Source organism: Pseudothauera lacus (assembly GCF_003034845.1).
GTDB classification, from domain to species: Bacteria; Pseudomonadota; Gammaproteobacteria; order Burkholderiales; family Rhodocyclaceae; genus Pseudothauera; species Pseudothauera lacus.
Window position 1 is genome coordinate 387,538 of the sequence record NZ_PZKC01000002.1, and the last position, 15,260, is coordinate 402,797.

The window sequence follows — 15,260 nt, forward strand, 5'->3', positions numbered from 1 at the left end:
TCAGCAGATGCGTGGCAGCGGTTCGCCCGACAGCCAGTCGAGCATGCGCTGGCCGCCGAAGGCGGTGCGCACCTGGACGAAGTGATGCGGGTCGGCGGTGGCCGTGCCGATGCACGCAGCCTCGCGGCCGAGCGGGTGGGCGCGCAGTGCGGCGAGCGCGGCCTCGGCATCTTCGGCCGCGCACACCACCACCAGCTTGCCTTCGTTGGCCAGATACAGCGGGTCGAGGCCGAGCAGCTCGCAGGCCGCGGCGACCTGGCGGTTCACCGGAATCGCGGCCTCGTCGAGCTGCATGCCGACGCCGGACTGGCGGGCGATCTCGTTGAGCGTGGTGGCCAGCCCGCCGCGGGTGGGGTCGCGCAGCACGCGCACGCTCGGCACCGCGGCGAGCAGCGCGGCGATGAGGCCGTGCAGCGCGGCGCTGTCCGAGACGATCTCGGACTCGAAGGCGAGCGATTCGCGCTGCGCCAGGATGGCCATGCCGTGGTCGCCCATGCTGCCGGACACCAGCACCGCGTCACCCGGGCGGGCGAGCGCGCCGCCCAGTTCGCGCCCGGCGGGCAGCGCGCCCAGGCCGGTAGTGGAGATGAACACGCCGTCGCCCTTGCCCTGTTCGACCACCTTGGTGTCGCCGGTGACCACCGGCACCCCGGCCGTGCGTGCGGCGGCGGCCATCGACTGCACGATGCGGGCGAGATCGGCGAGCGCGAAGCCTTCTTCAAGGATGAAGCTGGCGGTCAGGTACAGCGGGCGTGCGCCCATCACCGCGACGTCGTTCACCGTGCCGTGTACCGCCAGGCTGCCGATGTCGCCGCCGGGGAAGAACAGCGGCGTCACCACATGGGCGTCGGTGGCCAGCACCAGGCGTTCGCCGGGGGCGGGCGCGGGCAGCACCGCGCCGTCGTTGCCTTGGCCGAGGTAGTCGTTGGCGAAGGCGCGCGCGAACAGTTCTTCGATCAGCTGCGCCATGGCACGGCCACCGGCGCCGTGGTTGAGGTCGATGCGGCCGTTGCGCAGATCGAGGGGGCGGACATAGTCGGGCTTCATGGGTTGAGGCGGAAGAGTTCGGGTTGCTGCTGCTGATACACCCGCAGCCAGTTCAGGGTCAGCGGCGCCAGTTCGCGCACCGCCACCCACACCGCCAGCGGCCCGGCGGCGCCGGCGGTGAGCTCCCGGCCCAGTTCCTGCCAGCGTGCCCAGTCGATCTCGGCGATGGTGGCGCGCGCGCTGTCGGGCAGTTGCTCCACCGCCTGGGCGACCGCCTTCAGGCGTTTGACGGCTTCGCCGTGGGTCAGGCGGCTGCGGAAGAACTCCGCTTCGTTGATCTCTTCGGTAAGGGTGACGATCTCGGCACAGGCTTCGTCGATCAGGCCGAGCAGGGCGGCTTGCAGCATCGTGGTCCTCTCTCAGGCAGCAGTGCAGTGGTCGCGGAAGCGGCCGTAGTTGTAGTGCGCGGCGCAGGCGCCTTCCGAGGACACCATGCAGGAGCCCATCGGGTTCTCCGGCGTGCATACGGTGCCGAACAGCTTGCAGTCGGTGGGGCGCTTGACGCCGCGCAGGATGGCGCCGCATTCGCAGGCCTTGTGGTCGGGCACCGAGCGGTAGTCGAGGCCGTACCTGGCCTCCGCGTCCCAGGCCGCGAAGGGCGCGCGGATGCGCAGCGCGGAGTAGGGCACCTGGCCGAGGCCGCGCCATTCGAAGGCGCGGCGCAGTTCGAAGACCTCGGAGACCAGGGCCTGTGCCTTGAGGTTGCCGTCGCGACCCACCGCGCGGGTGAATTCGTTCTCCACCTCGGCGCGGCCTTCATTGACCTGGCGGACCAGCATGCGGATGGCCTGCATGACGTCGAGCGGTTCGAAACCGGCGATCACCACCGGCTTGCGGTATTCCTCGGCGAAGAACTCGTAGGGCCGGCTGCCGATGATGGTGGAGACGTGCGCCGGGCCGATGAAGCCGTCCAGCGGCACGGTGCCGAGCTGGCGCACCTCGGGGCTTTCCAGAATGGTCTGGATGGCCGAGGGGGTGAGCACGTGGTTGCACATCACGCTGAAGTTGGCCAGCCCCAGCGCGCGCGCCTGCTGCAGCACCAGCGCGGTGGGCGGCGTGGTGGTCTCGAAGCCGATGGCGAAGAACACCACCTCGCGGCCCGGTTCGCGCTGCGCCAGGGCGAGCGCGTCGGCCGCCGAATACACCATGCGGATGTCGGCGCCGCGCGCCTTGGCTTTCAGCATCGACAGCCCGTTGGAGGCCGGCACGCGCAGGCAGTCGCCGTAGGTCAGCACGGTGACGCCGCGTTCCAGCGCGAGCTGGATGGCCAGGTCGATGCGGCCGATCGGCAGCACGCATACCGGGCAGCCGGGGCCGTGGATCATGCGCACGTTGGCGGGCAGCAGGTCGGTGACGCCGTAGCGCGAAATGGCGTGGGTGTGGCCGCCGCAGAATTCCATGAAGGCGTAGCAGCGTGCGGGGTCGGCCTCGGCGCGGATGGCCGCGGCCAGCCCGCGGGCGACTTCGCCGTCGCGGAATTCGTCGACGTACTTCATGCCGTCCCTGCCGTGCCGAACAGCTCGCCGGCCTCGCGGAACAGCGCCAGCGTGGCTTCCGCCTCCTCGGGGTCGAGGCGGGAGAGCGCGTAGCCGACGTGCACGATCACGTAGTCGCCCAGTTCGACGCCGTCGACCAGCGCCAGCGAGACCTGCTTGCGCACGCCGCCCAGGTCCACGACGGCCTGGTCGTCGGCGGCGAATTCCACCACGCGGGCGGGAATGGCGAGACACATGGTTCAGTTTCCTTGTTGCAGCACGCGCTGCGCCACCCAGGCCTGGCCGGCGGCAATGCCGGCGTCGCCCGGTGGCAGGCGTTCGGGGCGCAGCACGGCGAGGCCGGCGGCGGCGAGGTGTTCGAGTAGCGCGGCGGACAGCAGACGGTTGTGGAAGCAGCCGCCGCCCAAGGCCACGGTGCGCACATTGCGGGCTTCGGCCGCGACCTGCAGCCAGTCGGCAAAGGCGGCGGCCAGCGTGGCGTGAAAGCGCGCCGCGCCGCGCGCGGCGTCGGTCTCGTCGGCGAGGCGCACGAGCAGTGGCAGCAGGTCCAGCGTGCCGTCGGCGGTGACGCGCCAGGCGTCGGCCTCGGGCGCGACCGCGCCGTGGCTGCGCGCAGCCGATTCGAGCGCGATGGCGGCTTGTGCGCCGGTTTCGTTCACCTCGCACAGGCCGAGCAGTGCGGCGGCGGCGTCGAAGTGGCGGCCCAGGCTGGTGGTGGGCGGCGACAGGTGCGCACGGTCGATGATCTGCGCCAGTTGCGCGGCGGCCGCGTGGCGGGCGAAGCGGGTGGCGATCTCGCTCCCGCGTCCCGCTGCCTGCAGCACCGCGGCGGCCATGCGCCAGGGCTCGCGCGCGGCGCGGTCGCCGCCGGGCAGCGGCAGGGCGCGCAGGTGGCCCAGCCGCCTACAGGTGGCACCATCGACGAGGAGCAACTCGCCGCCCCAGGCCGCGCCGTCCGTGCCCAGGCCGACGCCGTCGGCGGCGATGCCGAGCGCCGCGCCGGCGTGGCCGTGTTCGGCCAGTACCGCAGCGATGTGGGCGTGGTGGTGCTGCACGGCGATGGCCGGCAGCTGCAGGCGTTCGGCCAGCGCGCGCGCGACGCGGGTGGAGTGGAAGTCCGGGTGCAGGTCGTGCGCGACGGCCTGCGGCGGTTCGCCGGGCAGCGCCAGCAGGGCGTCGAGCGCGGCGTCGAAGCACCGGCAGGCCTCGGCATCGATCAGGTCGCCGGCGCCCGGCGCGCAGTGCAGGCGGCCGTCGGCGACGCGCGCCGGGGTGCTCTCGAACCAGGCGCCGGTGGCGAGCACCGGCGGGCCAGGCAGGGCGAGCAGTGTCGCGTCCTGCATCGCCGGGCTCACGGGTTCTGCGCCTGCGCCACGCCAGCGGCGATCCAGCCCAGCCAGGCGTCGAAACCTTCGCCGCTGGTGGCGGAACACTGGATCACCTGCAGCTTCGGATTCACCCGGCGCGCGTAATCGATGGCGCGTGCGGCGTCGAAAGTCAGGTGTGGCAGCAGGTCGACCTTGGAGAGCAGCATCAGGTCGGCGGCGGCGAACATGTCGGGGTACTTGAGCGGCTTGTCCTCGCCTTCGGTCACCGAGAGGATCACCACCTTGTGCGCTTCGCCGAGGTCGAAGGCGGCCGGGCACACCAGGTTGCCGACGTTCTCGATCAGCAGCAGGCCGCGTTCGGGCAGCGGCAGCTCGCGCAAGGCGCGGCCGACCATGTGGGCATCCAGATGGCAGCCCTTGCCGGTGTTGATCTGCAGCGCAGGCGCGCCCGTGGCGCGGATGCGCTCGGCGTCGAACTCGGTCTGCTGGTCGCCTTCGATCACCGCCAGCGGCATGCTGCCCGCAAGCCGGCGGATGGTCTCCACCAGCAGCGTGGTCTTGCCCGAGCCGGGGCTGGACACCAGGTTGAGCGCAAACACGCCGTGCGCCGCGAGATGCTTGCGGTTGGCGGCGGCGTAGGCGTCGTTCTTGCCCAGGATGTCCTGCTCGATCCTCACCATCTCGGCCTGGGTCAGGCCGGGGGCGTGGGCGTGCGCCGGGCCGTGGCCGAAGTGCAGGTGGCCGGGGGCGCTGCTCGGCTCAGCCGCCATTGCCGCGCTCGCGGCGGCGGGCTGGCGCCAGCTGTGCGCGCCTGCCTTGCCGCGCGCCTTCGCCGGCGTGCGCATCGGCACCGCCTGGCCGTTGATCTTCAGTTCGCCACTGCCGCATCCGCATACCGTGCACATTGTTCCTACTCCAGTTCCACCGCCTTGACCCGCATTTCGGTGCCACCGGTGGGCTGCACCTGGTAGCTGCCGCACTGCGGGCAGGCGTCGTACAGCGCCGCCACCGGCACCGTGGCGGCGCACTGCATGCACCAGCCGGTACCAGGGGTGGCCTCGATGTCGATCCGCGCCCCTTCGGCGACGCTGCCGCGCAGCACCACCTCCAGGCAGAAGGTGAGCGCCTCGACCTCCACTGCCGCCAGTTCGCCGATCTCCAGCACCACCGCACTGATGCGGCGGCCGCCGTGCGCACGGGCGGCGTCCTCGACAATGCCGCGCACCCCTTCGGCGAGCGACATCTCATGCATGGCCCACCTCCGTGAAGCGCACTTCGAAGGGCACGCAGGGCTTCAGGCCGAGCACCAGCGCGTTGAGGTGGCGGCGCGCGGTCTCGAGATCCGGCGCCTGCCAGCCGCTGCCTTCCAGCGCGAAGGCGCCGGCGGGATGGAAGTTCCATTCGGTGGGGGCGACGATGGCGTACTCGGCCACCGTGTCGCCGTCCACGCGCAGGGCGTGGATGAGCACGCCGCGCGCGGTCTCGCAACAGGCCACGCCGGCCCCCTCGCCGAGCGGTGCGGCGTCCACGACCACCGGCATGTCCTCGGCGAGCGGATGGCGCAGGCGGCTGGCCCAGTCCGACAGATCGACCACCGCGGCGAACAGCCGGGCGGCTACCGGATGGCCGCGCTCGACCAGCAGCCTGACCAGCATCGATGCACGATGGCGCGCCAGGGGGCCGGTCTCGGCCGGCGCGCCTTGCCAGGTGGGTGCGCTGCAGAAGACTTCGTCCGGCACGCGGCCCAACTCCGCCGCCCACTCGGCGGCACTCTGCCAGGGTAGCAGCGCGGCCATGCCGTGCGGCGGGGCGTGGGTGCCCATCTCCAGCAGATCGCCGAGGGCCGCGCCGATGCTGCCGCCGCGGCGCGCACGGCTGGCGAATTCGCCAAGGCTGAAGGGTTCGCGGGCCATGGTGAAGAAGCCGGCGAGCAGCTCGGCGGCCACCAGATCGAGGATCTGCCCGCCGACCTCGCGCGCGCTGTCGGCGCCGTTGGCGGCGGCACGGCCGAGCTGGCGGTGCAGTTCGGCAAAGCGGCCGCGGCGCGGTTCGATGCCGAACAGTGCCGGCCAGTCCAGCATCAGGCGCCACAGGTGTTCCTGCGCCGCCTCGGCGGCGATGGCACGTTCGGCGGCGCTGCGGGCGTCTTCGTCGGCCGCCGGCTCGGCGCGCGCGGCGCTCAGCGCGGCCTGCGCGGTGAGCGCCTGAGCCTTGCCGCACAGGGCGAAGAGCGCCGGGATCAGTGCCATGGCCTCATCGATGCGGCGGCCGACGAGCAGCTTTGCGGCCTGTGGCCGGCTGTTGAGCAGGCGCGCCGACGGCACGCCGCGGCCATCCCATGCGGCTTCGATGAGCAGCCCGCCGGCGGGGTTCACCGCCCGCCTCCGAACAGGCCGCCGCGCAGGAAGTCGCGCCGTGATACGGGCTGGGAAATTGCCGAGCCGCCGCCCAGGCGTGCGCCCTCGGCGCTGGCGGACGCTGGCGGCGGCGCTGCGAGGAGAGCATCGAAGGCGGTGAGCGCAAAGTCTTCCGCGTCGGCCTGGGTAGACAACTCGAAGGCTGGGGAGAGCAGCGAGCAGCTCTGGTAGTGGCCCAGGCCATCCTCGCGGTTGCCGAGGAATTCGTAGCGCCCCGAGGGCAGCTCCCACCACTGCGCCCCCCCCACCTCGATGGGGCGGAAGCGCCCGCCGGGGCCGGGCAGGATGGCCAGATTTACCGCCCATGGCGTGACCAGCACGCCGACCCACTCGCCCTGCCAGGCTTCCATGGCCGGTACCGCCACGGCGAGCGCAGGGTTGACCACCGGCAGGCCGGCCATGCGGGTGGCGGCGATGCGGGTAAAGGTCGCGGCGAGCAGGTGGCGCGGGTTTTCCGTGTGGCAGGCTGGGTTCACGCGTCGTTGACCACCAGGAACTTGTGCTTGGGAGCGTCGCAGTTCGGGCAGGTCCAGTGTTCGGGCAGGCGGGCGAAGGGTGTACCGGGGGGTACCTGGCCGAGTTCGTCGCCTGCGGCGGGGTCGTACTCCCACCAGCAGATGCCGCATTCGAGCCGTGCATCGTCGGCCAGTCGTTGATCGTTGCCGAGATAGCTGCCTTCAAACATCGCCTGCCTCATCCTCCAGACCTTGTTGCAGGGTAGCGACCCATTCGGTCAGCCGCAACAGGCTGTCGGCGAAATCCTCGGCGGCAGCCAGCGCGACGTCGGGGACGTCGGTGACCTCGATGGTGTCGAGGATGAGCTTGTCGTCATTGTTGAAGTACTGCACCCGCCAGGTGGCGGCCACTGCGGTGGCGGTGATGCGGCAGTTGCCGTAGCCGCGTGACAGCACGGTGGTGCTGCCGTCGCCCAGTGCCGCGCTCAGCCAGACGAGGTCGGACGGGGTCATCGGCAGCAGGCTGAGGTTGACCACGTGCGCAGGGTCGCCGCTGCGGTGCGCGCGGGCAGCGGCACAGAGTTCGTGGAGCACCGGCTGGGCGTTCATCACTCCGTCGATCAAGGGCGGCAGGGCGTGGTCGGTGGGCGGGCGCGGCGTCGCCGCGGCCACGGCGGCAACGACCGCGGGGATGGCGCCGGCCTCGAGGGTGTCGGCGACGATGCTGCCCCCGGCAGCGAGCGCCTGCACGCGCCACAGGCCGGTGAACACGGTTTCCTGGACGTGGATCTCCGGCGTGCCACGGACGATGGCGGAGACTTCGCCCTGGCCGAGGGCCTCATTCACCACCGCCAGCGCATCGGCGGGCAGGGCGGAGAAATCGAACACCGGGTTGGCGCCCTCGCCGAAGCGCCAGCCCTGCAGGCCGTCGAGCACCGCCTGCAGGGCGGCGATGGCGGCCGCGGTAGCCGCCGGATCGACGGCTTCGGGCATGCGCGGAAGATCGAAGGTGTGCATGCCGGAGGGCAGCGGCAGGTAGTCGAAGCCGTCCTCCTCGGCAGGCTGCGAGTCGGGGCCGCGGCGGGCGCCGAGGGCGTCGAGGGAGACGACGGGGATAGGGAAGTCCTTCATGCGGCGGTGCTCCGTCAATGGCAGGATGAACTGGCCGCGCGCACCGGGATGCCGATGCCGGGGCGGCGCCCGCTGGGGGCGGCAAGCATGTCGCCGAGCGCGGCGACCAGCGCCGCCCACTCCTGCATGCCTTCGAGTGTGCCCACCCAGGCGCCGTCGCGCTGAAAGAGCAGGGCGGGCAGGCGGCCGATGCCGAAGCGCGCGGCGATCGCCGCACTGGCCGCCGGATCGGCGACGCCGGCGTGAAAACGCCCGGGCCAGGTCTGCAGGGCCTCGGGCAGCACCAGTGTCATGTCCCAGGCTTCCGGGCAGGCCTGTGGTTCGTCGGTGAGCAGCAGCACGCTGTCGCCGGTGGCGGCAAAGGCGTCCACCGCGTCGGAGCCGATGCGCTGGAAAGCGTGGCGTTCGTTCAGGCGTTCGAGCTGCTTGTCGAAGGGCGTGCTCATGGGGTTTGGCTCTTGCGCAGGAAGTCGGGCAGTTGCGGGCCGCGCTCGATGAGATCGGCAAAGGCGGCGTCGACGTCGGCAGTGCGTCCGGCGAGCAGTTCGCCGAGCGCGTCCACCGCGGCACCGATCTGCGCCGCGCGCTCGCCGTCGAGGACCTCGCGGGCGGCGCCGAGGAAGGTCAGCAGCCAGGTGCCGGGCGGCTGGGCGCCGGTGAGCAGCAGGTCGATCCACACCTCGCTGCCGTCGCGCGCGCGGCACAGCGCGCGCAGATCGTCACCGTGCACCACCTGCATGGGAATGCCGACGCACATCAGCAGGCGTCCGGGTGAAAGCGCAGGTCGCCCATGCGCCAGGCCTCGTCCGGCGCCGGGCGGCCGGCTTCGTAGCCGGCCAGCGCCAGTGCGTCGTCGTTGAGGACGGAGCTTGGAGCGGCTGCGGGCTGCAGGTCCACGCCCCAGGCGCGCAGGCGCTCCACCGCCAGCGCCACTGCCTCGGGCACGCGGGCGCGCACCTGCGGGCGCAGGCTGCCGCCGTAGTCGTCGAGTTCTGCGGGCTGCACGCCGATCAGCAGCATCTCCTCGGGCAACTGGCCGAGCAGCTCGGCGGAGGCCAGCACCTCCTGGAAGCCGGTCTGGTGCAGGCTCATCTTCTTCACCCCCATGAAGCGCGGCACCTCGGCGTTCTCCACCAGGCGCAGGGTGCCCGGCGGCAGGCCGTAGTCGATGGCGTCGAAGACGATCAGGCGGCGCGCCGCGGTGAGGTAGGGCAGCAGGTACAGGCCCTGGGTGCCGCCGTCGAGCACGGTGACCTGCGCGGGCACGGTCCACTGCGCATTGAAGGCTTCCACGCAGCGCACGCCGAAGCCTTCGTCGGCCCACAGCAGGTTGCCGATGCCGAGGAGCAGGATGGAGTCGGGTGGAGTGTTCATGGCGGCGCTTCCGGGTGGGATGTCCGGAGTTCAGCAGGGAGCGTGCCAGTGCGGCGGGGGATGAAATGCGGTGGTGGATCAGGGTGTTGGGGGCGTCAGTGCATAAGACTGGCGGATCCGGTGGAAGAGAACATTCCAGAGTGGAAGGTTGCTGTCCATTGCGCGGCAGTGCATGGGCAGCGGGCGTCTCGGGTGCAGGAGCGGGCTTGTCCGCATCGCGGCCAGGGCCGCTCCTGCAGGAGGCGTCAGTCCTTGAACATCCGCCAGCCGCTGATCATGGTGCTGATCAGGCTCTGACGGCTCATGATGTCTTCGCGGATGGCGGCATAGACGTGCACCAGCACGAAGCACAGCGTCACCCACATGCCCAGGCGGTGCATGCTGTGCATCTGCATGCTGTTGCCGCCCAGCACGGCGATTGCCCAGCCGAACATCTGGTCGGCCCAGCTGCCCACGCCGAGGCCTTCGCCGTACAGCGCGAAGCCGGTGATGATCATGTACACCGCGCCGACGGTGAAGAACAGGAACATCATCAGTTGCGCCAGCGGGTTGTGGCCGACGTACTTCTTCGGCTCCTTGACCATGAACAGGTACCACTTCAGTTCGTAGAACACCTCGCTCCACCAGTGGCGGTTGAGGATGGGCAGGAGGAAGATCTGGCGGGCGTGATGATTGCCGACGATGGCCCAGTAGATGCGGCCGATGAAGCCGATGGCGAAGACGTAGGCGGCGGCAAAGTGGAGGAAGCGGATCCACCCCATCAGGTACTGTTCGCTGGGGTCGCCGGACAGCGAGGGCAGCGGCTTGCCGATGAAGTAGCCGGTGATCGCCAGCACGGTGATGGCCAGCGCGTTGACCCAGTGCCACAGGCGCAGCGGCGCCTCATAGACGTATACCGCCTTGACCATGCGCGCATTGCGCTCGGCTTCGAAGGCATCCTGTTCAGCTAGCATGATGTTCTCCAGTTATCCAATCTCGGCGTGGCGAGCGAGGGAAAGCAGTTCGGTTCGCCTGCTCCCTCCCCTTCAAGGGGAGGGTCGGGGTGGGGATGGGTTGTTCCCCCGAACCGAAACCCATCCCCCACCTGTCCTCCCCCTTGAAGGGGGAGGAGCGCCGGGTTCGCCGGTTATGGGTCTGTCAGCGGCAGGGCGGCGGGGCGCGTCGAAGGAGAAAACCGGCCGCCGCCCTGCCGTGACAGAACTCGCGCTTCAGCGCACCTTCACCTGCGTCATTTCCTGGCCGTCCGGGCTCATCACGTGCGTCGAGCAGGCCAGGCAGGGGTCGAAGGAGTGCAGGGTGCGCAGGATCTCCAGCGGCTCGTCGGCCTTGGCCAGCGGCGTATCCAGCAGGCTGGCCTCGAAGGCGCCGATCTGGCCCTTGTGGTCGCGCGGGCTGCCGTTCCAGGTGGTGGGCACCACCGCCTGGTAGTTGTCGATCTTGCCGTCCTTGATCTTGATCCAGTGCCCCAGCGCGCCGCGCGGCGCTTCGGTGAAGCCGGCGCCCTTGGTTTCCTTGGGCCAGGTGGCGGGTTCCCACTTGTCGATGTTGGCGGTGGCGAGGTCGCCCGCCTTGAGGTTGGCCATCAGCTTGTCGAACTGCTCGACCTGCAGGTTGGCGCAGTACAGCGTCTCGATGCCGCGCGCCGCGGTGCGGCCCAGGGTGGAGAAGAGCGCTTGCACCGGCACGTCGAGCTGGGTCAGCACGGCGTCGATGGTCTCGCGGATGAAGGGGTATTCCTTGGGCTGCAGGTAGCCCAGCACCATGCGCGGCAGGCAGCCCACTTCCATGGCGTGGCCGCGCCAGCGCGGGGCCTTGATCCAGGAGTACTTGCCTTCCTCGTCGAGCGATTCGATGTTGGTCTTGCTGCCCTTGGTGTTCTTGCCGAGCACGAAGTTGGGCTCGGTGACGCCGTCCCAGGGGTGCAGGCCCTTGGTCTCGTCGGCGTACTTGTACCAGGAGTGGGAGACGAACTCCTGCACCTGCTCCGGGTCCTTGATGTCCACCTCGTGGATCCTGGAGAGGTCGCCGTTGATGATGGCGCCGCGCGGCAGCAGCAGGTTGGCGCCCGAATAGTCGTTGGCGCGCTGCGGGATGTCACCGTAGGACAGCATGGCCTGCGAGGCTAGGCCGCCGCCGTGCAGCCAGTCCTTGTAGAAGGAGGCGATGGCCAGCAGGTCGGGGATGTAGACCTGTTCGATGAACTCCTTGGTCTGGTCGATGATGCTCTTCACCAGGTTCAGGCGTTCCATGTTGATCGCGCCCACCGCGCCCACGCCGTCGAGGTTGATGGCGCACGGCATGCCGCCGACCAGCCAGTTGGGATGCGGGTTCTTGCCGCCGAAGACGGCATGTACCTTGACGATTTCCTTCTGGAAGTCGAGCGCTTCCAGATAGTGGGTGACCGCCATCAGGTTGGCTTCCGGCGGCAGCTTGTAGGCCGGGTTGCCCCAGTAGCCGTTCATGAAGGGGCCGAGCTGGCCGGATTCGACGAACTTCTTCAGGCGGTTCTGGATGTCGCGGAAGTAGCCCGGCGAGGACTTCGGCCATGACGAGATGCTCTGCGCCAGTTGCGAGGTGGCCTTGGGGTCGGCCTTCAGCGCGCTTATCACATCCACCCAGTCGAGCGCGTGGAGGTGGTAGAAATGCACCAGATGGTCGTGAATGTACAGATTCAGCTGCATCAGGTTGCGGATGGTGTTGGCGTTCTCCGGGATGTCGATGCCCAGTGCGTCTTCCACCGCGCGCACGCTGGTCAGTGCGTGGGTGCCGGTGCACACCCCGCAGATGCGCTCGGTGAAGGCCCAGGCGTCGCGCGGGTCGCGGCCCTTGAGGATGACTTCGAGGCCGCGCCACATGGTGCCGGTGGACACCGCGTTGCGGATCACGTTGTTCTCGTCGAGGTTCACCTCGACGCGCATGTGCCCTTCGATACGGGTCACCGGGTCGACCACGACCCGCTTGCCGGTGTTGTCGAGCCTGAAGCCCTGCGTCTCATACACGCCCATGATCACTGTTCCCCTTGCTTCACGTCGATGCCGGTCTTGTTGCGCGCCCGTGCCAGTGCGGTTACCGCCGCATGCGCGGCGATGCCGGCGCCCACCACCGCGGCGGCGGTGGCGCCCACCTTGTCGGCGTTGGCCTCGATGCCGAACTGCTTGATGTCGGTGACCCGGCTGTAGAAGCTGCCCTTGTCCCAGAAACCGTCTTCCGAACAGCCGATGCAGCCGTGGCCGGACTGGATGGGGAAGGACACGCCTTCGTTCCAGCGCACCGTGGAGCAGGCGTTGTAGGTGGTGGGGCCCTTGCAGCCCATCTTGTAGAGGCAGTAGCCCTTGCGCGCACCCTCGTCGTCCCAGGTCTCGGCGAACTGGCCGGCGTCGAAGTGCGGGCGGCGGTAGCACTTGTCGTGGATGCGCTGACCGTAGAACATCGCCGGGCGGCCCATGCGGTCCAGCGTGGGCATGCGCTCGAAGCTCAGCATGTAGGTCACCACCGCGGTCATCACCTCGGGAATCGGCGGGCAGCCCGGCACCTTGATCACCGGCTTGTCGGTGATCACCTTGTGCACCGGGGTGGCGCGCGTCGGGTTGGGCTTGGCGGCCTGCACGCAGCCCCAGGAGGCACAGGAACCCCAGGCGATGATGGCCTTGCAGTCGGCAGCCATCTCCTTCAGCTTCTCGACGAAGGGGCGCCCGCCCTGGAAGCAGTACATGCCGTCTTCGTTGAGCGGCGGGTTGCCCTCCACGGCGAGGATGTACTGGCCCTTGTACTTCTCCTTGACCTCCTTGAGGATGGCCTCGGCCTGGTGGCCGGCGGCGGCCATCAGGGTGTCGTCGTAATCGAGCGACAGCATCGACAGGATGACGTCCTTGGTCAGCGGGTGCGCCGAGCGGATGAAGGACTCGGTGCAACAGGTGCATTCCAGCCCGTGCAGCCACACCACCGGGGTACGCGGCTTGCTCTCCAGCGCATGGGCGATGCGCGGCGCGGCCGCCGCACCGAGGCCCAGCGAAGTGGCGGTGAGGCTGCAGAATTTGAGGAAGCTGCGGCGGGTGATGCCCTGGCGCCGCAGCACGTCGTAGAAGGTTTCGATCATCGAGGGTCTCCCCAGTCGCAGATGCCGTCGGCCCCGGTCGGGGCGGCATGGTGGGGAGGCTTACTCAACTTTCGTGCCAGCGCCCCGTGGCGGGCGCGGTTGGCGTCAGATCAGGGCTTTGCGTGGCTTGCCGGGGTGAGTCGAGCGGCTGGGGTGGTAAGCGGCCTTCCGCTGGCGCGGCGGGGTGGAAGCTTGGCGCACGGTGTCAGCCCGCAGTTTCTGCTGCTTGCGCAGAAACGAAAAAGCCAGCCGGGGTGGCTGGCCGTGCTGCAGATCAACAACTTGCGTGGATTCGGTGTGGAGCGGGTGAAGGGAATCGAACCCTCGTATGCAGGCGGGTAAGGGGGCGGCCTCGCGGCCGTCCCCTCCCCTAAGAACCGTACGTGCGAGTTTCCCCGCATACGGCTCAAGCAACCCGTAAAGCGCCTCGTCTAAACAGCCGAGGCGCCGGCAGGGTCTTTCTTCTCCGAAGAGTGAAGCTGCGCGTGACAGTTTGGGTGCATCAAGATCAAGTTGCTGATCCTGTCCGTCCCGCGCTCACTACGCTTGATCACATGGTGCAGATGCCACCCTGTGTCGCGCGTAATCTTCTGGAGGCAGCTCGGGCATAAGCCTTCCTGCCACCACCATAACCAGCGTAGCTTCCGCCGCCCCTCGAGCGTTCCGTCCATTTGGCGTGCAAGCCGCCGGGAGAAATACTCGTCATACGTCGGGTCGTAAGGGTTGGCCTCGCCCTTGATCTTCGTATGAGGCCGTTTCCGGTACTCACGCAGAAGGGGTAGGGCCAGATCCTCGGTTGCGAACCGCCAGTCTCTACCTTGGACGCACCTGAAATACTGCGCCTTGATCCATCGCTTGCCCTTGTTCGGGTGTCGGCGACAGGCCCAGCGCCATAGTGCTTCCCAGATTTGATGATCGCATCTTGCGAACGTTCGACTTGCCATCTGACTGCGGTGGTAGCCTGCCCACCCGCGAACCACCGGGGTGAGCTTTTCGATCACGTCCCGTTGCCGGGCCGTTCTCAGTTCGCGCAATGTACTGCGGATCTTGTCCAGAAACGTCTTGACGTTCTTCTTTGACGGTTGAGTCAGAAGAATCCGGTCGTGATACCTGACGTTCCATCCCAGAAAGTCGAAGCCCTTGCTCACGTGGGTGATCTTGGTCTTGGTTTCTGATAGGACAAGCCCTCGGGTTGCCAGAAATGCCGCTACCGTTGGCTTGATTCGCTTCTCCAGCAACTCTTGCGAGCCGCCGGTAATCACGAAGTCATCCGCGTATCGCACCAGGTTTACCTTTGCGTCCCGTGCCGCCCGTACTGTCGAGAACAGTGACTGGAGTTCGTTCTGCAATCCATCCAATGCGAGGTTTGCCAGAACCGGGGAGATGATGCCTCCCTGCGGCGTTCCTGCACTGGTGGGGAATAGCGCCCCTGATTCGATGTACCCCGCCTTCAGCCACTTCCGAAGGATGCGTTTGTCCATGCAGACATTCGCGACCAGCCAATCGTGGCTTATGTTGTCGAAACAGCCTTTGATGTCCCCCTCCAGCACCCATTTTGGGGATGCTTTGCGGCCCAGCGCGTTGCGCACCTGTTCGATGGCGTCAGCGGTGGATCGCTCGCGGCGAAAGCCGTACGAGTGGGTGTCTCCGGTGGTTTCTGACACGGGGTCAAGCGCCAGAAGATGCAGCGCTTGCATTGCCCTGTCGCGCATGGTGGGTATGCCCAGCGGGCGTTTCTCACCATTTGCTTTTGGGATGTAGATGCGACGTAGTGGCCGAGGTCTGTACCCATGTCCTTATACACAACTCACGCCGCTTCATCGCGTAGCGCCTGTATGGTGACGGCGGCGTCCATGACGCGCTGCAAGCCCAGCCAGATGGTCTTGACGCCCGGCTCGCCGTCGCCCTTGCGCGCC

The 15,260-nt window shown here is 68.7% G+C and carries 19 protein-coding genes and 1 pseudogene; all 20 read right to left on the bottom strand.

Annotated elements, in window-relative coordinates:
• Positions 1 to 1,047 carry a hydrogenase expression/formation protein HypE gene (gene hypE, locus C8261_RS03820; protein ID WP_107492325.1) on the bottom strand — a complete coding sequence of 349 codons (1,047 nt, stop codon included), beginning with the start codon at positions 1,045 to 1,047 and terminating at the stop codon, positions 1 to 3.
• Positions 1,044 to 1,394, bottom strand: a complete 351-nt coding sequence (locus C8261_RS03825) for a hypothetical protein (RefSeq protein WP_107492326.1) — start codon at positions 1,392 to 1,394, stop codon at positions 1,044 to 1,046. Before C8261_RS03825 ends, hypE begins: the two co-directional genes overlap by 4 nt.
• A 12-nt stretch (positions 1,395 to 1,406) precedes the next feature.
• Positions 1,407 to 2,543 (bottom strand): hydrogenase formation protein HypD, encoded by a 1,137-nt coding sequence (hypD, locus tag C8261_RS03830; RefSeq protein WP_107492327.1) that lies wholly within the window; start codon positions 2,541 to 2,543, stop codon positions 1,407 to 1,409.
• Complete coding sequence (locus tag C8261_RS03835; RefSeq protein ID WP_107492328.1) at positions 2,540 to 2,779, bottom strand: HypC/HybG/HupF family hydrogenase formation chaperone; 240 nt, start codon at positions 2,777 to 2,779, stop codon at positions 2,540 to 2,542. The genes hypD and C8261_RS03835 overlap by 4 nt, the downstream gene beginning before the upstream one ends.
• Positions 2,780 to 2,782: 3 nt before the next feature.
• Positions 2,783 to 3,886, bottom strand: coding sequence for a Kae1-like domain-containing protein (locus C8261_RS03840; protein ID WP_107492329.1), 1,104 nt, complete (start codon positions 3,884 to 3,886; stop codon positions 2,783 to 2,785).
• An 8-nt stretch (positions 3,887 to 3,894) separates the two neighbouring features.
• The gene (gene hypB / locus C8261_RS03845) at positions 3,895 to 4,776 is read right to left on the bottom strand and encodes a hydrogenase nickel incorporation protein HypB (RefSeq protein WP_107492330.1); all 882 of its coding nucleotides are present in this window, start codon (positions 4,774 to 4,776) and stop codon (positions 3,895 to 3,897) included.
• A 5-nt stretch (positions 4,777 to 4,781) separates the two neighbouring features.
• A complete protein-coding gene (gene hypA, locus C8261_RS03850) occupies positions 4,782 to 5,123 on the bottom strand; it encodes a hydrogenase maturation nickel metallochaperone HypA (protein WP_107492331.1) in 342 nt (113 codons plus the stop codon).
• A complete protein-coding gene (locus C8261_RS03855) occupies positions 5,116 to 6,246 on the bottom strand; it encodes a nickel-dependent hydrogenase large subunit (protein ID WP_235864820.1) in 1,131 nt (376 codons plus the stop codon). The genes hypA and C8261_RS03855 overlap by 8 nt, the downstream gene beginning before the upstream one ends.
• Positions 6,243 to 6,764: a [NiFe]-hydrogenase assembly chaperone HybE gene (gene hybE / locus C8261_RS03860; RefSeq protein WP_181358835.1), complete on the bottom strand. Its 522-nt coding sequence runs from the start codon at positions 6,762 to 6,764 to the stop codon at positions 6,243 to 6,245. The genes C8261_RS03855 and hybE overlap by 4 nt, the downstream gene beginning before the upstream one ends.
• Entirely contained in the window at positions 6,761 to 6,973 is a 213-nt protein-coding gene (locus C8261_RS03865; RefSeq protein WP_219905125.1) for a rubredoxin, read from the bottom strand. The genes hybE and C8261_RS03865 overlap by 4 nt, the downstream gene beginning before the upstream one ends.
• A complete protein-coding gene (locus C8261_RS03870; RefSeq protein WP_107492334.1) occupies positions 6,966 to 7,874 on the bottom strand; it encodes a hydrogenase expression/formation protein in 909 nt (302 codons plus the stop codon). Before C8261_RS03870 ends, C8261_RS03865 begins: the two co-directional genes overlap by 8 nt.
• A 14-nt stretch (positions 7,875 to 7,888) precedes the next feature.
• Positions 7,889 to 8,320 carry a thioredoxin domain-containing protein gene (locus C8261_RS03875; RefSeq protein WP_107492335.1) on the bottom strand — a complete coding sequence of 144 codons (432 nt, stop codon included), beginning with the start codon at positions 8,318 to 8,320 and terminating at the stop codon, positions 7,889 to 7,891.
• A complete protein-coding gene (locus C8261_RS03880; RefSeq protein ID WP_107492336.1) occupies positions 8,317 to 8,631 on the bottom strand; it encodes a HypC/HybG/HupF family hydrogenase formation chaperone in 315 nt (104 codons plus the stop codon). Before C8261_RS03880 ends, C8261_RS03875 begins: the two co-directional genes overlap by 4 nt.
• Positions 8,631 to 9,248, bottom strand: a complete 618-nt coding sequence (locus tag C8261_RS03885) for a HyaD/HybD family hydrogenase maturation endopeptidase (RefSeq protein WP_107492337.1) — start codon at positions 9,246 to 9,248, stop codon at positions 8,631 to 8,633. Before C8261_RS03885 ends, C8261_RS03880 begins: the two co-directional genes overlap by 1 nt.
• Positions 9,249 to 9,493: 245 nt before the next feature.
• The gene (cybH, locus tag C8261_RS03890; RefSeq protein WP_107492338.1) at positions 9,494 to 10,201 is read right to left on the bottom strand and encodes a Ni/Fe-hydrogenase, b-type cytochrome subunit; all 708 of its coding nucleotides are present in this window, start codon (positions 10,199 to 10,201) and stop codon (positions 9,494 to 9,496) included.
• A gap of 255 nt (positions 10,202 to 10,456) precedes the next feature.
• Positions 10,457 to 12,253, bottom strand: coding sequence for a nickel-dependent hydrogenase large subunit (locus C8261_RS03895; protein ID WP_107492339.1), 1,797 nt, complete (start codon positions 12,251 to 12,253; stop codon positions 10,457 to 10,459).
• A gap of 2 nt (positions 12,254 to 12,255) precedes the next feature.
• The gene (locus C8261_RS03900) at positions 12,256 to 13,344 is read right to left on the bottom strand and encodes a hydrogenase small subunit (protein WP_107492340.1); all 1,089 of its coding nucleotides are present in this window, start codon (positions 13,342 to 13,344) and stop codon (positions 12,256 to 12,258) included.
• A 431-nt stretch (positions 13,345 to 13,775) separates the two neighbouring features.
• The gene (locus tag C8261_RS17710) at positions 13,776 to 14,015 is read right to left on the bottom strand and encodes an HNH endonuclease signature motif containing protein (protein WP_268987170.1); all 240 of its coding nucleotides are present in this window, start codon (positions 14,013 to 14,015) and stop codon (positions 13,776 to 13,778) included.
• A gap of 171 nt (positions 14,016 to 14,186) precedes the next feature.
• Positions 14,187 to 15,122 (bottom strand): annotated as a pseudogene (gene ltrA, locus C8261_RS03905) (group II intron reverse transcriptase/maturase); the annotation flags it as partial.
• Positions 15,123 to 15,151: 29 nt separating this feature from the next.
• Positions 15,152 to 15,260 (bottom strand): IS4 family transposase (locus C8261_RS17450; protein WP_219905136.1); only part of this gene is annotated, 109 nt, incomplete at its 5' end.